This window comes from Streptomyces cyaneus (assembly GCF_004028635.1).
GTDB classification, from domain to species: domain Bacteria; phylum Actinomycetota; class Actinomycetes; order Streptomycetales; family Streptomycetaceae; genus Streptomyces; species Streptomyces cyaneus.
In genome coordinates, this window is record NZ_ML138678.1 from 1290015 (window position 1) to 1303715 (window position 13701).

Consider the following 13701-nt stretch of genomic DNA (forward strand, 5'->3'; position numbering starts at 1 on the left):
CACGCACCCGCAGAGGCCGACGAACGAGGACGGACCCCCACGTGCTGCCACCACGCACGGGGGGTCCGTCTCTGTCGCCGGGGAGCCGCCCAACCCCCCAGCCGGCGCAGCTAACCGGTGGCCGTCACCCCCCGGCCCGCAGCGCGTCGAGGAAGAACCGTCGGCCAGTGAGCCAGCGCCGCGGTCGCCGCGTACCAGGCGACAGCCCCCGCAGCCACGGCGAACCACCCACCGACCTTGCCCAGCCCGCCGTTGTCGGAGAAGACACCGATGGCGAGCAGCACGAGGGAGACGAAGAACAACCCGTACGCCCCCTGACCGAGCTGGTCCCCACCCGCAAGGGTGAGCGACAGGGCCACGAGGGCGAACAGCAGCAGGAACAACCCCGCCGCATTGTCGGAGACCTGCGCGTCGGCGGAGACGGCCCAGGTGAACCAGAAGGCACCGAGGGCCACATACGCCGTACCTGAGGCTGCGTCACGGTCCCGGAACGCCAGCAGACCGGCGACGAAGAGGGCAATGCCGCCCACATACTGGGCGATTGATATGGCGTCAGCGGTGGTGACCCCGTCGATCACATCGGTGTGCCCCAGCCCGAAGGCCAACAGGGTGATACCCAGGGCAAGTCGGCCGACCACGGTGGTGATCCAGTTTCCCGCAGAGACGTCATTGTCCACGGCGGGCTCCCTTCATGCTGTGCAGTTGTGCGGTGTGCGATATATGCCCTTCACAAAGGCACAAACACCTCTACGCGCCAGTAGATTTGCCCGCTGCACAAAGGGGGCCGACGGTTCCCAGGTGGCATCTCACCTGGGCCAACGGCGAGTTACGGAATGACAACGACGGGCCGCTTCGCCCGCTTCGCGAGCCGCCCCGCGACCGACCCGAAGATCCGCCCGACGATGCCGTGCGTGGAGCCGACGACGATCGCGTCCGCCTCGTACTCCCGCCCGACCTCTTCGAGTTCGTGGCAGATGTCACCGCCGCGCTCGACGAGGATCCACGGCACCTCGGCGAGGTAGTCGGCGCAGGCGAGTTCGAGGCCGAGCACCTCGGTGCGGTGGTCCGGCACATCGACGAAGACCGGCGGCTCACAGCCGGCCCACACCGTGGTGGGCAGCCGGTTGGCGACGTGGACGATGATCAGGCCCGACCCGGAGCGATGGGCCATGCCGATGGCGTACGCAAGGGCGCGCTCGCTGGAGGTGGAGCCGTCGAAGCCGACGACGACGCCGTGCTTGAAGGCGGGGTCGCAGGACTGGCGGGACTCGTCCGCCGCCAGGGGATCAGCCGCCGTCGGGTCGGCGACCTGGCGCTTGCGGTCTGCGGGTTCGAAGAATTCGTGACCGGCCATGGCTGTCTCGGCGTATTGATCCTTTATGGGTGGCCCGCGAGCGGAGCTCGCCGACGGATCCAGCAGTGTGTGGCGGAGCTGTGTCCGGGAATGGTCTTCCCAACCCCATACCCCCAAGGGTACGGCGGCACGCCTCCTTAGCCCAGATCCCCGCTCACGGTCGGTGCGGGTTCCAGGGAGCATGCACGAGGGGACGCCCGTAACGCAATGGTTGCTGCGGTGTACAGGCGGTTTGCACAGGATTCACTTGCGCCCGCGGCCGGGACCGCCCCGCACCAGTGACCGACCGCTCGAACACGCGTTGATCCATGAGCCACAGCCCCAGGGAACCCAGGGAGTACCCACCCATGCCCGGACCCCGCACGCCCTCCGACGACAGCGCCACCGATGTGGTCCGCTGGGCGGCCTTCAGCTGCGTCCTGGTCCCGGTGGTCCTCCTCTGGTACGGCACTTCCCTCGCCGGGGCCGCCGGCACCGCATTCGGACTCGCCGCCGTGACGGCCGTCTGCCGACTGCTGCTGCGCCAATCGGAACGCGGCGCGGCGCGGCTGAAGGACGAGGAGCGCACCCCGCCGCCGCCCTCGCGTCGCGGACGCCACCACCGGACCGGAACCGGGGCCCATAGAGGCGGACGTCACACTGGTTGAAATACACCGGTCAGCTGACCGGTTTCCGCGCACGGGCACGCTGCTTTTCAGCCAACTTCTGGCGCGCATGCATCCCCCGCCCAGAGCACCCCCCAACCCCCGTTCCACCTGCACGGAAAGGGCCTCAGGGGCCCTGCGCACCCTACGTGGATTGGCCACTGCGACGAGGCGCACTTCCCTGCACGGCCCGTGAGTGCAACGCTTCGTGATCGAATGCTTCACGCCAAGTTGCCAAGTCGACAATGTGCCGAGTGCCGAACCGGCCACTGCGGCGCGATGCGACACAGTAGATTCGATCTTGACTGTCTACGGCGGGGGACTCGTGCAGGACCGAGGGGAAACGTGCAGGAGCGACACAACCGAGGAGCCGCGACCACCGAGGGGGGCTTAGCAGGATGAGCCACGACTCCACTGCCGCGCCGGAAGCCGCGGCCCGGAAACTTTCCGGGCGACGCCGCAAGGAGATCGTCGCGGTGCTGCTGTTCAGCGGCGGTCCCATCTTCGAGAGTTCCATACCGTTGTCGGTGTTCGGGATCGACCGCCAGGACGCCGGCGTGCCGCGCTACCGCTTGCTGGTGTGCGGCGGCGAGGAAGGCCCACTGCGGACCACAGGGGGCCTGGAACTCACCGCGCCACATGGCCTGGAGGCGATCTCACGGGCGGGCACGGTCGTCGTGCCGGCCTGGCGTTCGATCACCTCTCCACCGCCTGAGGACGCGCTCGACGCACTGCGCCGGGCGCACGAGGAAGGCGCCCGCATCGTCGGGCTGTGCACCGGCGCCTTCGTCCTCGCCGCGGCGGGCCTGCTGGACGGCCGCCCCGCGACGACACACTGGATGTACGCACCGACGCTGGCCAAGCGCTACCCGTCGGTGCACGTGGATCCACGCGAGCTGTTCGTCGACGACGGCGACGTCCTGACATCGGCGGGCACCGCGGCCGGAATCGATCTCTGTCTCCACATCGTGCGGACGGACCACGGCAACGAGGCGGCAGGGGCCCTGGCCCGCCGACTGGTGGTCCCGCCGCGCCGATCCGGCGGTCAGGAGCGCTACCTCGATCGATCTTTACCAGAGGAGATCGGCGCCGACCCGCTGGCCGAGGTCGTCGCCTGGGCGCTGGAGCATCTGCACGAGCAGTTCGACGTGGAGACGCTGGCGGCACGCGCGTACATGAGCCGCCGCACCTTCGACCGCCGCTTCCGCTCGCTGACGGGCAGCGCCCCGTTGCAGTGGCTGATCACCCAGCGGGTCCTGCAGGCACAGCGCCTGCTGGAGACGTCGGACTACTCGGTGGACGAGGTGGCGGGCCGCTGCGGGTTCCGCTCGCCGGTGGCGCTGCGCGGCCACTTCCGCCGCCAGCTCGGCTCGTCGCCGGCCGCGTACCGGGCGGCGTACCGCGCGCGGCGCCCCCAGGCCGACCGGCAGCCGGACGCGGAGCCCACGACGGGCCCCGCCGTCCAGCAGGGCCCACCGCTCACCCCGTACCCGGAGGGCGGCCCGGTCCCGCTGCAGACCCGCCGCACCCCGGCCCCCGTAGGCACGTCCGCGCCCTCCGAGAACGGGCGCGAACTGTACGTCGGAGGCCGGGCGACCCTGCCGGGGCAGCGCAGCGGAGCGTGACCTCGTGACGCCGGGCGGGCATCTCGGCCCGTCCGGCGTTCGAGGACGAGGAGCGCGGGGCGCCCCAAAAGCGGACGTCAGCTTTAGGGTGGTCGCATGAACGATCGCATGGTGTGGATCGACTGCGAGATGACCGGCCTCTCGCTGTCCGACGACGCGCTCATCGAGGTTGCCGCCCTCGTCACCGACTCCGAGCTGAACGTCCTCGGCGAGGGCGTGGACATCGTCATCCGCCCGCCGGAGGCGGCGCTGGAGACGATGCCGGAGGTGGTGCGTCAGATGCACACCGCGTCCGGGCTCCTCGACGAACTCGCCGGCGGCACGACGCTGGCGGACGCCGAGGCGCAGGTCCTGGCGTATGTACGCGAGCATGTGAAGGAACCCGGCAAGGCCCCGCTGTGCGGCAACTCCGTCGGCACGGACCGCGGCTTCCTGCTGCGCGACATGCCGACGCTGGAGGACTACCTCCACTACCGGATCGTCGACGTCTCGTCGGTCAAGGAGCTCGCCCGCCGCTGGTATCCGCGTGCCTACTTCAACAGCCCCGAGAAGAACGGCAACCACCGCGCCCTCGCCGATATCCGCGAGTCCATCGCCGAACTCCGCTACTACCGCGAGGCCGTCTTCGTACCGCAGCCCGGCCCGGACTCGGAGACCGCGAAGTCGATCGCGGCCAAGCACGTACTGCCTGCTCAGTAGGAGTGTGAGGGGGGTGCCGGGGGGCGCCGCGGAAACCGTGCGCGAGCACCCCTTCGGACCCTGTACACTTTTTCTCGGCCGGTCGGGGAAACCCAGAGCCGGTCATGGTGGGTGTAGCTCAGCTGGTAGAGCACCTGGTTGTGGTCCAGGATGCCGCGGGTTCGAGTCCCGTCACTCACCCTGGTGATCAGCCGGTGACTTCCGAAGAGAAGTCACCGGCTGATCCTTTTTCCGAGCAGTGCAAGAGACGCTCGGCTTAAGCTGCGCACGATGTCCGAGCCCCGTGTACACGCCGAGCCCATCCCCACCGACCGCCTCGAACTCCTCCCGCTGCGCGTCGAGCACGCCGAGGAGATGGCCGTCGTCCTGGCGGATCCGGCGCTGCACACCTTCACCGGCGGCACGCCCCACTCCCCCGGCGAACTGCGCGCCCGCTACGAGCGGCTCGTCGCCGGATCCCCCGCCCCCGGCGTCTCCTGGTGCAACTGGGTGCTGCGGCTGCGCGCACAGTCACGTCTCGTGGGCACGGTCCAGGCCACGGTCACCGAGAACGAAGGCGCCGAGATCGCCTGGGTCGTCGGCACGCCGTGGCAGGGGCGCGGGTTCGCGTCCGAGGCGGCGCGGGGGCTGGTCACCTGGCTCGGGCGACAGTCCGTCCGTACGGTCGTCGCCCATATCCACCCCGACCACCTGGCCTCGGCGGCGGTCGCCGCGGCGGCCGGGCTCGCCCCGACCGAGGAGGAGCAGGACGGGGAGACGCGGTGGCGGCTGGTGCCGCATCTGTGAGGAACAGGACGGCAGGACCGGCCGGCGAGCGCTGCTACTCCTCTGACGTCGCCTGCCGCCACGCCCGCACCAACTCCCGTACGCTCCCGCAGCGTTCGCCGGGGTCGGCGCGCGTCACCCGGTCGAGCACCGCCAGCTGTGCCGCCGTCCCCCGCCAGGCTCCTCCGGGGCCATGAAGCGGTCGACGGCGACGTGTTCCGCGGCCTCCACCGCCTGGGGGTGCCCCCTCTAGGGGAGCGGGCGCCCTGCCGCTCGACCGAGGACCTCGCCGGCGTGCCACGGCATCACCACCGCCGTACCGCCACCGTCCCGCACCCCGAACCGGTGCAGCTGCGGGACGATCACCGGATGGCGTACCGCCCGGTGGAACGCCCAGGCCCGGTCCAGGGAGCGCCGGGCCTGGCCCGTCGCCGCCTCCTTCACGAACCAGCACTCGCCGTCCGGGAGTCGGACGCCGTACGAGACACAGCCCGACTCCTGCTCGCGGAAGGCGCGCAGCACCTCGCCCACGCAGCGCTCACGACGACGTCCGCACCACCAGTTCCGTGGCCAGCACCTCCTGGGGGCGTTCCAGGCCCCGCGACACCGCCGGCCGGCGATCCGCTATCTCGGCGAGAAGGAGGTCCAGCATCCGGCGGCCCATGTCCTCGATCGGCTGGCGGACGCTGGTCAGGGGCGGGTCCATGTGGCGGGCGATGGCCGAGTCGTCGTAGCCGACGAGGGCCACGTCCTCGGGGATGCGGCGGCCCGCCTCGCGCAGCACCTGGCGGGCGCCCGCGGCCGTCACGTCCGACGCCGCGAAGACCGCGTCCAGGTCGGGGCAGCGCTCCAGGAGCACTTTCATCGCCTGGGCGCCGCCCTCCTCCGTGAAGTCGCCCGCCTCGATCAGCCGCTCGTCCGCCTCGTACCCCGCGTCGCGCAGGGCCTCGCGGTAGCCGTCCACTCGGCGCTGGGCGCCGTAGACGTCGAGGCGGCCGGTGATGTGGGCGATCCGCGTACGGCCGCGGGACAGCAGGTGCTCGACGGCCGAGCGGGCGCCGCCGTAGTTGTCGGAGTCCACCGAGGTCAGGGTCTCGGCCGCCGACCTCGGGCCGCTGATCACCGCCGGGATCTCCAGCTGGGCCAGCAGATCCGGCAGGGGGTCGTCCGCGTGGACCGAGACCAGCAGCACGCCGTCGACGCGGTGGGCCGCCAGGTACTGGGCCAGGCGGCGGCGTTCCCGGTCGCTGCCCGCGAAGATCAGCAGCAGCTGCATCTCCGTCTCGGAGAGCTCGGCGCCCACGCCCTTGAGCATGTCCGAGAAGTACGGTTCCGCGAAGAACCGTGTCTCCGGCTCGGGCACGACCAGCGCGATCGCGTCCGTACGGTTCGCCGCCAGGGCTCGGGCCGCCGTGTTCGGGACGTAGCCCAGCTCCGCCACCGCCGCTTCCACCGCCGCGCGGGTCGCGTCACTGACCCGGGGCGAGCCGTTGATCACCCGGGAGACGGTGCCCCGGCCCACGCCGGCGCGGGCCGCCACCTCTTCGAGGGTGGGCCGACCGCCGCTTCGGCCCCGCGCTCCGTGGGTTGCCATGGGCTCCGCCTTCCCGCCGATCCTTACGCTGGCCTGGAATCTAACAGTCCCGTCTGCTCCACTGACCCCACATGACGGCTGCCGCCCCCAGACCCCGCTTCGGCCCTGAACGAACCTCGTCCTCAAATGCCGGACGGACTGAAGGGGGTCCAGTTAACGGCCCGATAACTGAACGCATCTCTCCGCTCCCACTCCCTTGACACCCCCGCCCGGACCGACGAACCTTCAACTCATCACCTGTGGGAGCGCTCCCACAGTACCTGACACATACACATCCCGCACGTTCCCCGCCCGAGCCGCAGCGAGAACAACGAACGGGCCCAACAGTGCAGTTGGCCGGGGGGTCGGCACGTCAGGCAACAGGAGGACGCAATGCGCACGAGTACCCGTGGGTCCCGCCGGCTGGTGGCCCTCGCGGCCGCGGCCGCGCTGACGACAGGGCTGCTCGCCGGCTGCGCCGAGGACTCGGACGACGGCTCTCCGAACGAGGGCGGTGGCAACGGAGGCGGTGGCAAGACCACGCTCACCGTGGGCACTTTCGGCACCTTCGGCTACAAGCAGGCCGGCCTCTACGACGAGTACATGAAGCTCCACCCCGACATCAGCATCAAGGAGAACGTCACCACCCGTACCGACGTCTACTGGCCGAAGGTCCTCACCCGCCTGCAGGCCGGGTCCGGTGCCGACGACATCCAGGCGATCGAGATCATGAACGTCACCGAGGCCGTGCAGACGCAGGCCGACAAGTTCGTCGACCTCGGCAAGGAGGTCGACAAGTCGCAGTGGCTGGGCTGGAAGAACGCCCAGGCCACCACCAAGGACGGCAAGCTGATCGGCCTCGGCACCGACGTCGGCCCGATGGCGATCTGCTACCGCAAGGACCTGTTCGAGAAGGCCGGCCTGGAGACGGACCGCACCAAGCTCGCCGCGCAGTGGAAGGGCGACTGGGGCAAGTACGTCGACCTGGGCAAGGAGTACATGAAGAAGGCGCCGAGCGGCACCAAGTTCGTGGACTCGGCCTCCTCGGTCTACAACGCGGCCCTCGGCGGCGCGGCCGAGCGCTACTACAAGGACGACGGCACCGTCGACTGGGACAAGTCGCAGGGTGTCAAGGACGCCTGGGACGTCGCCATGGACGTGGCGACCAGCGACATGTCGGCGAAGCTGAAGCAGTTCGACAAGCCGTGGGACCAGGGCTACGCCAACGGCACCTTCGCCACGGTGGCCTGCCCGGCCTGGATGATCGGCTACATCCTGGAGAAGTCCGGTGACTCCGGCAAGGGCAAGTGGGACGTGGCGGCGGCGCCGACCGCGGCCAACTGGGGCGGTTCGTTCATCGGCGTGCCGACCTCGGGCAAGCACCAGAAGGAGGCCATCGCGCTGGCGAAGTGGCTGACCGCGCCCGAGCAGCAGGCGAAGGTCTTCGCCAAGCAGGCCAGCTTCCCGTCGACGCCGTCGGCGTACCCGACCCTGAAGCCGGCCGCCGCCACCACGGAGTACTTCTCGAACGCGCCGATCACGCAGATCTTCTCCGACTCGGCGAAGACCATCCCGAGCCAGTACTTCGGGATCAAGGACCAGGCGATCAACACGGCACTGACCGACATCGGCATCCTCCAGGTCGAGCAGAAGGGCAAGACGCCTGACCAGGGCTGGGACGCCGCGTCCAAGGAGATCAAGGACGTGCTCGGCCAGTGAGCAGTTCCAAGCAGGCCCTCGCGCACGCCGCGAGCGCCGACGCCGCGCCCGGTGACCAGCCGGGCGCGGCCGGCCGCGCGCACGGTCGCGGTACGCCGCCTGAGCCGGGCCCGGATTCCTGGCGCAGCCGGCTGTACCGCTGGGACATGAAGGCGTCGCCGTACGCGTTCATCGCCCCCTTCTTCATCGTCTTCGGGGCGTTCTCGCTGGTCCCGCTGCTCTATACGGCCTGGTACTCGCTGCACAACGTGCAGTTGTCCAACCTCGACGGCCAGACCTGGACCGGCCTGGACAACTACCAGAACCTGCTGTCCTCCGACTTCTTCTGGAACGCGCTGTGGAACACCTTCACCATCGGCGTGATCTCCACGGTGCCGCAGCTGCTGATGGCGATCGGCCTGGCCCATCTGCTCAACTACAAGCTGCGCGGCTCGACCGTGTGGCGGGTCGTGATGCTCACCCCGTACGCCACCTCGGTTGCGGCGGCGACGCTGGTGTTCGTGCTGCTGTACTCCTGGGACGGCGGCATGATCAACTGGCTGCTGGAGTTCGTCGGCATCGATCCGGTCAACTGGCGTGAGTCCGACTGGGGTTCGCAGTTCGCGGTGTCGTCGATCGTGATCTGGCGCTGGACCGGCTACAACGCGCTGATCTACCTGGCGGCGATGCAGGCGATCCCGGCCGACCTCTACGAGTCCGCGGCGATCGACGGCGCCAGCCGCTGGCAGCAGTTCCTCCATGTGACGATCCCGCAGCTGCGGCCGACGATCCTGTTCACGGTGGTCGTCTCGACGATCGGCGCGACCCAGCTCTTCGGTGAGCCCCTGCTGTTCGGCGGGGTGAGCGGTTCGAAGGGCGGCTCCGAGCACCAGTACCAGACGCTCGGCCTGTACATGTACGACCAGGGCTGGATCATCGGCAACCTCGGCAAGGCGTCCGCGATCGCCTGGTCGATGTTCCTGATCCTGCTGATCGTCGCCGTGATCCAACTGCTGGTGTCCCGACGGCTGAGGAAGTCCCAATGAGCACTGGTGAACTGATGACTCCTCAGACATCGAAGGGCACGGCGGCCTCGAAGCCGCGGCGCGAGCGGACCCGGGTGATGGGCGCCGGCAAGCAGCTGCACGCCGGCCCGCTCACCTACGTCGTCCTGACCGTCTTCGCGCTGGTCTCGCTGGCCCCGCTGGTGTGGACGGCGATCGCGGCCTCGCGCACGGACCGGCGGCTCGCTCAGACGCCGCCGCCGCTGTGGTTCGGCGGGAACCTGTTCAAGAACATGGAGCGGGCGTGGGAGGAGGGCGGGCTCGGCACCGCGATGTTCAACACCACGTTCGTCGCGGCCACGATCACCATCAGTACGGTGGTGTTCGCCACCCTCGCCGGCTTCGCCTTCGCCAAGCTGCGGTTCCGGTTCTCCGGTCTGCTGCTGATGCTGACGATCGGCACGATGATGGTCCCGCCGCAGCTGGCGGTCGTACCCCTGTATCTGTGGATGGCGGACCTCGGCTGGTCGAACCAGCTCCAGACGGTCATCCTGCCGACGCTGTGCACGGCCTTCGGTACGTTCTTCATGCGCCAGTACCTGCTGCAGGCGCTGCCGACCGAGCTGATCGAGGCGGCGCGGGTGGACGGCGCGAGCAGTCTGCGGGTCGTCTGGCACGTGGTCTTCCCGGCCGCCCGACCCGCGATGGCCGTCCTCGGCCTGCTGACCTTCGTGTTCGCCTGGAACGACTTCCTGTGGCCGATCATCGCCCTGAACCAGGAGAACCCGACCGTGCAGGTCGCCCTCAACTCCCTCGGCACCGGCTATGTCCCCGACCAAGCGGTGATCATGGCGGGCGCCCTGCTCGGCACGCTGCCACTGCTGATCGCCTTCCTGCTGTTCGGCAAGCAGATCGTGGGCGGGATCATGCAGGGCGCGGTCAAGGGCTGACGCCTGGTCATACCGGTTTCCTTCTTCGCACGACCTTCCCGTACGTCCCTCAGGGCCGCGTCACCGCCGCCTCGGCCCTGAGGCACCTTCCCCCCTCCCCTCCTACCCGTCGGTCTCCACGACCCCCTATGGGAGCGCTTCCATGCCTGAGCCCATGTCCTCCGTGTCCTTTCCCCCCGCCTTCCTCTGGGGCGCGGCGACGTCCGCGTACCAGATCGAGGGGGCGGTGCGGGAGGACGGCCGTACCCCGTCCATCTGGGACACCTTCAGCCATACGCCGGGCCGGACGGCCGGCGGCGAGCACGGTGACATCGCTGTCGACCACTACCACCGCTACCGCGAGGACGTGGCGATGATGGCCGAGCTGGGGCTGTCGGCGTACCGCTTCTCGATCTCCTGGTCGCGGGTGCAGCCGACGGGCCGGGGCCCGGCCGTGCAGCGGGGCCTGGACTTCTACCGCCGCCTGGTGGACGAGCTGCTGGCGCACGGCATCAAGCCCGCCGTCACCCTCTACCACTGGGACCTCCCCCAGGAGCTGGAGGACGCGGGCGGCTGGCCGGAGCGCGACACGGCGTACCGGTTCGCCGAGTACGCGCAGATCGTCGGCGAGGCGCTCGGCGACCGCGTGGAACAGTGGATCACGCTCAACGAGCCGTGGTGCAGCGCGTTCCTGGGCTACGGGTCGGGTGTGCACGCACCGGGCCGCACCGAGCCGGTGGCGACACTGCGGGCGGCCCACCACCTCAACCTGGCGCACGGGCTCGGCACTTCGGCCCTGCGCTCGGTGATGCCGGCTCGCAACTCGGTGGCCCTCAGCCTCAACTCCTCGGTGGTTCGCCCGGTTTCGCAGGACGCCGCGGACCTGGCGGCGGCCCGGAAGATCGACGACCTGGCCAACGGGGTCTTCCACGGCCCGATCCTGCACGGCGCGTACCCGGAGAGCCTGTACGCGGCGACGGAGCTGGTGACCGACTGGTCGTACGTCCTGGAGGGCGACCTGGCGGCGATCAACCAGCCGTTGGACGCGCTGGGGCTGAACTACTACACCCCGACGCTGGTGTCGGCGGCCGAGACCGAGGTCGACGGCCCGCGGGCGGACGGCCACGGGGCGAGCGAGCACTCGCCGTGGCCCTGCGCGGACGACGTGATGTTCCACCAGACCCCCGGCGACCGCACCGAGATGGGCTGGACCATCGACCCGACCGGCCTGCACGAGCTGATCATGCGGTACACACGCGAGGCACCGGGTCTGCCCCTGTACATCACCGAGAACGGCGCGGCCTACGACGACAAGCCGGACCCCGACGGCCGCGTCCACGACCCGGAGCGCATCGCCTACCTGCACGGCCACCTCTGCGAGGTCCGCCGCGCGATCGCCGACGGCGCCGATGTCCGGGGCTACTACCTGTGGTCCCTGATGGACAACTTCGAGTGGGCGTACGGCTACGGGAAGCGGTTCGGGGCGGTGTACGTCGACTACTCGACGCTCACGAGGACGCCGAAGTCGAGCGCGTACTGGTACGGCAAGGCGGCGCGGACGGGCGTGTTGCCGGCAGTGGACGAGGAGATCTAGAGGGATCGGCCGGGATCCGGGATCCCACGGGGGCTCTCGCCTGGGGACGGGGCGCGGCATGTGGAGGGGACGTGCCGTGCCCCGCGGTTCTCGCTCACTCAGAACGTGAGAGCGGGTACTGAGAACGTGGGAACGAGTGGAGATCACTACTCTTCTCGGGTGCTCTCATACGACGAGTTGACGCCGCCGGAGCGTGAGTTGTGGAACGCGTTTCCCGAAGGGCGCCAGGTCGACCTGCGCCCGGGCGAGGCCGACGGCGACCCTCCCGTGGCAGGCGGGCAGTGGGGACCCGAACGCACCGTACGGGCATCCGTGATCGCGGCACTGCTCCTGGGTGCGAACAGCGGGGAAGCCGGCGCCGTCGCCCGGCTGAGACTGACCGGCGCGCGCGTCACCGGGCCCCTCGATCTCGCCGGAGCGCAGATCGGTCACGCCCTGTGGGTCGCCGGCTGCTGGTTCGACGAACGGATCGACCTCTACGGGGCGTCCACGCAGTCGATCTCGATCGTGGGCAGCCGGGTGCCCGGCCTCGAAGCCGGTACCAGCCGCATCGAGGGGAGCCTGGACCTGCGGAGTTCCCTCGTGGAGAGCACCACGCCCTCGCGCTACCACGGCAGCGTCACCGCCCTGTCGCTCATCAACGCCCGGGTGTCCGGCGCCGTGATCCTCAACGGGGCCCGGATCAACGCGCCCGGCGGTTGGGCCGTGGGTGCCGGTGGCCTGGCCTTGGAGGGGGGCTTCTTCTGCCGGGGCGGCCTGGTCACACGGGGTGAAGTACGGCTCCTGGGAGCGCAGTTGCCGGGTGGGCTCTTCATGAAGGGCGCGCGGCTGGAGAGCCCCGGCCCGCGCGGAGTGGCGCTCGCACTGGACAGCGCGGTGGCGTCGACGCTCGACTTCTCGCAGGGGTTCACCGCGAACGGGACCGTACGGCTGCGCGGCGCCCGGATCTCGGACAACGTGACCTTCGAAGGTGCCGTCCTGAACGGGCCGCCCGACGGCCACGGCCCCGCCCTGGTGGGGATGCTGATGCAGGCCGTCGACTTCGACTTCCTCCTCGCCCGGCCACCGTCCGGTTCCGTGGACCTGCGAGGCGCGCAGGTGTCGTACCTCCACGAAGGCGAGCACAGCTGGCCGGAGGTGGTGGAGCTGGACGGCTTCGTCTACGGCTCCATCAAGGTGGCCGACGCGGGCGAGACCGGCGAGCGACGGGAGGCGGTCGGGCCGCGGGGATCCGTCGCCCACCGCATCGCGTGGATACGGCGGGGGCGGGGCTACAGTCCGCAGCCGTACGAGCAGTTGGCGAGCTGGTACCGGACGGTCGGCCACGACGACGACGCCCGCCGGGTCCTCCTGGCCAAGCAGCGCCACCGCCGCAGCACCCTGCATCCGGCAGCGCGGGCCTGGGGTCATCTGCTCGACGCGACCGTCGGCTACGGCTACCGCCCCTGGCTGGCCGGTGTCTGGCTGCTGACGCTGACCCTGCTGGGCGCCCTGGTCTTCGGTACCCACACCCCGACCCCGGTGAAGCCGGGCGAGGGCGCGCCGTTCGCGCCGCTCGTCTACACGCTCGATCTGCTGATCCCCATCGGTGGCCTGGGCCAGCGCACCAACTGGTACTGGACGGACGGCGGTGTGCAGGGGCTTGCCTATGCCCTGATCGCCTTCGGCTGGGTGCTGACCACGGCCGTCATCGCGGGCGTGACGCGGGCCTTGCAGAAGAGCTGAACCCGGGGGGCGACGGTCGTGCGCGCCCCGGCCGGATGGGGGAGGCCGGCCGGGGCGCGCTCCCCCGTGGCATGGGTGGTCGGTCGGCTGC

General features: G+C 70.2%; 13 protein-coding genes and 1 tRNA gene. 10 read left to right on the forward strand and 4 right to left on the reverse strand.

Annotation, left to right across the window (positions count from 1 at the left end; translation table 11 throughout):
• Positions 1-110: 110 nt before the first annotated feature.
• Both EHO50_RS05715 and EHO50_RS05720 read right to left on the reverse strand, forming a co-directional pair.
• Positions 111-677, reverse strand: coding sequence for a GPR1/FUN34/YaaH family transporter (locus EHO50_RS05715; protein WP_128428660.1), 567 nt, complete (start codon positions 675-677; stop codon positions 111-113).
• 149 nt (positions 678-826) lie between these two features.
• On the reverse strand, positions 827-1354 hold the full coding sequence (locus EHO50_RS05720; RefSeq protein WP_128428661.1) for a universal stress protein: 528 nt from the start codon (positions 1352-1354) through the stop codon (positions 827-829).
• A gap of 347 nt (positions 1355-1701) precedes the next feature.
• Here EHO50_RS05720 and EHO50_RS05725 point away from each other — a divergent pair, with 347 nt between their 5' ends.
• From EHO50_RS05725 to EHO50_RS05745, 5 genes are all read left to right on the forward strand, one after another.
• Positions 1702-2001, forward strand: a complete 300-nt coding sequence (locus EHO50_RS05725) for a hypothetical protein (RefSeq protein ID WP_128428662.1) — start codon at positions 1702-1704, stop codon at positions 1999-2001.
• 395 nt (positions 2002-2396) lie between these two features.
• Positions 2397-3623, forward strand: a complete 1227-nt coding sequence (locus EHO50_RS05730; protein WP_128428663.1) for a GlxA family transcriptional regulator — start codon at positions 2397-2399, stop codon at positions 3621-3623.
• A 96-nt stretch (positions 3624-3719) separates the two neighbouring features.
• Positions 3720-4322, forward strand: coding sequence for an oligoribonuclease (gene orn, locus EHO50_RS05735; protein WP_128428664.1), 603 nt, complete (start codon positions 3720-3722; stop codon positions 4320-4322).
• Between the two features lie 107 nt (positions 4323-4429).
• Positions 4430-4502: transfer RNA gene (locus EHO50_RS05740), tRNA-His, on the forward strand.
• 90 nt (positions 4503-4592) lie between these two features.
• Positions 4593-5108, forward strand: a complete 516-nt coding sequence (locus EHO50_RS05745; protein WP_128428665.1) for a GNAT family N-acetyltransferase — start codon at positions 4593-4595, stop codon at positions 5106-5108.
• A gap of 228 nt (positions 5109-5336) precedes the next feature.
• On the opposite strand, the gene EHO50_RS44810 is transcribed toward EHO50_RS05745, so the two are convergent.
• Positions 5337-5618, reverse strand: a complete 282-nt coding sequence (locus EHO50_RS44810) for a hypothetical protein (RefSeq protein ID WP_246101028.1) — start codon at positions 5616-5618, stop codon at positions 5337-5339.
• A gap of 7 nt (positions 5619-5625) precedes the next feature.
• Positions 5626-6681, reverse strand: coding sequence for a LacI family DNA-binding transcriptional regulator (locus tag EHO50_RS05755; protein ID WP_128428666.1), 1056 nt, complete (start codon positions 6679-6681; stop codon positions 5626-5628).
• Positions 6682-7053: 372 nt separating this feature from the next.
• Here EHO50_RS05755 and EHO50_RS05760 point away from each other — a divergent pair, with 372 nt between their 5' ends.
• The 5 genes from EHO50_RS05760 (at position 7054) to EHO50_RS05780 (ending at position 13610) form a co-directional block, all read left to right on the forward strand.
• Positions 7054-8379 carry an ABC transporter substrate-binding protein gene (locus EHO50_RS05760; RefSeq protein ID WP_128428667.1) on the forward strand — a complete coding sequence of 442 codons (1326 nt, stop codon included), beginning with the start codon at positions 7054-7056 and terminating at the stop codon, positions 8377-8379.
• Positions 8376-9404: a carbohydrate ABC transporter permease gene (locus EHO50_RS05765; protein WP_128428668.1), complete on the forward strand. Its 1029-nt coding sequence runs from the start codon at positions 8376-8378 to the stop codon at positions 9402-9404. The genes EHO50_RS05760 and EHO50_RS05765 overlap by 4 nt, the downstream gene beginning before the upstream one ends.
• Positions 9401-10312, forward strand: a complete 912-nt coding sequence (locus tag EHO50_RS05770) for a carbohydrate ABC transporter permease (protein WP_181449557.1) — start codon at positions 9401-9403, stop codon at positions 10310-10312. The genes EHO50_RS05765 and EHO50_RS05770 overlap by 4 nt, the downstream gene beginning before the upstream one ends.
• A 142-nt stretch (positions 10313-10454) precedes the next feature.
• Complete coding sequence (locus tag EHO50_RS05775; protein ID WP_128428669.1) at positions 10455-11885, forward strand: GH1 family beta-glucosidase; 1431 nt, start codon at positions 10455-10457, stop codon at positions 11883-11885.
• 159 nt (positions 11886-12044) lie between these two features.
• Positions 12045-13610, forward strand: coding sequence for an oxidoreductase (locus EHO50_RS05780; protein WP_128428670.1), 1566 nt, complete (start codon positions 12045-12047; stop codon positions 13608-13610).
• Positions 13611-13701: the final 91 nt, after the last annotated feature.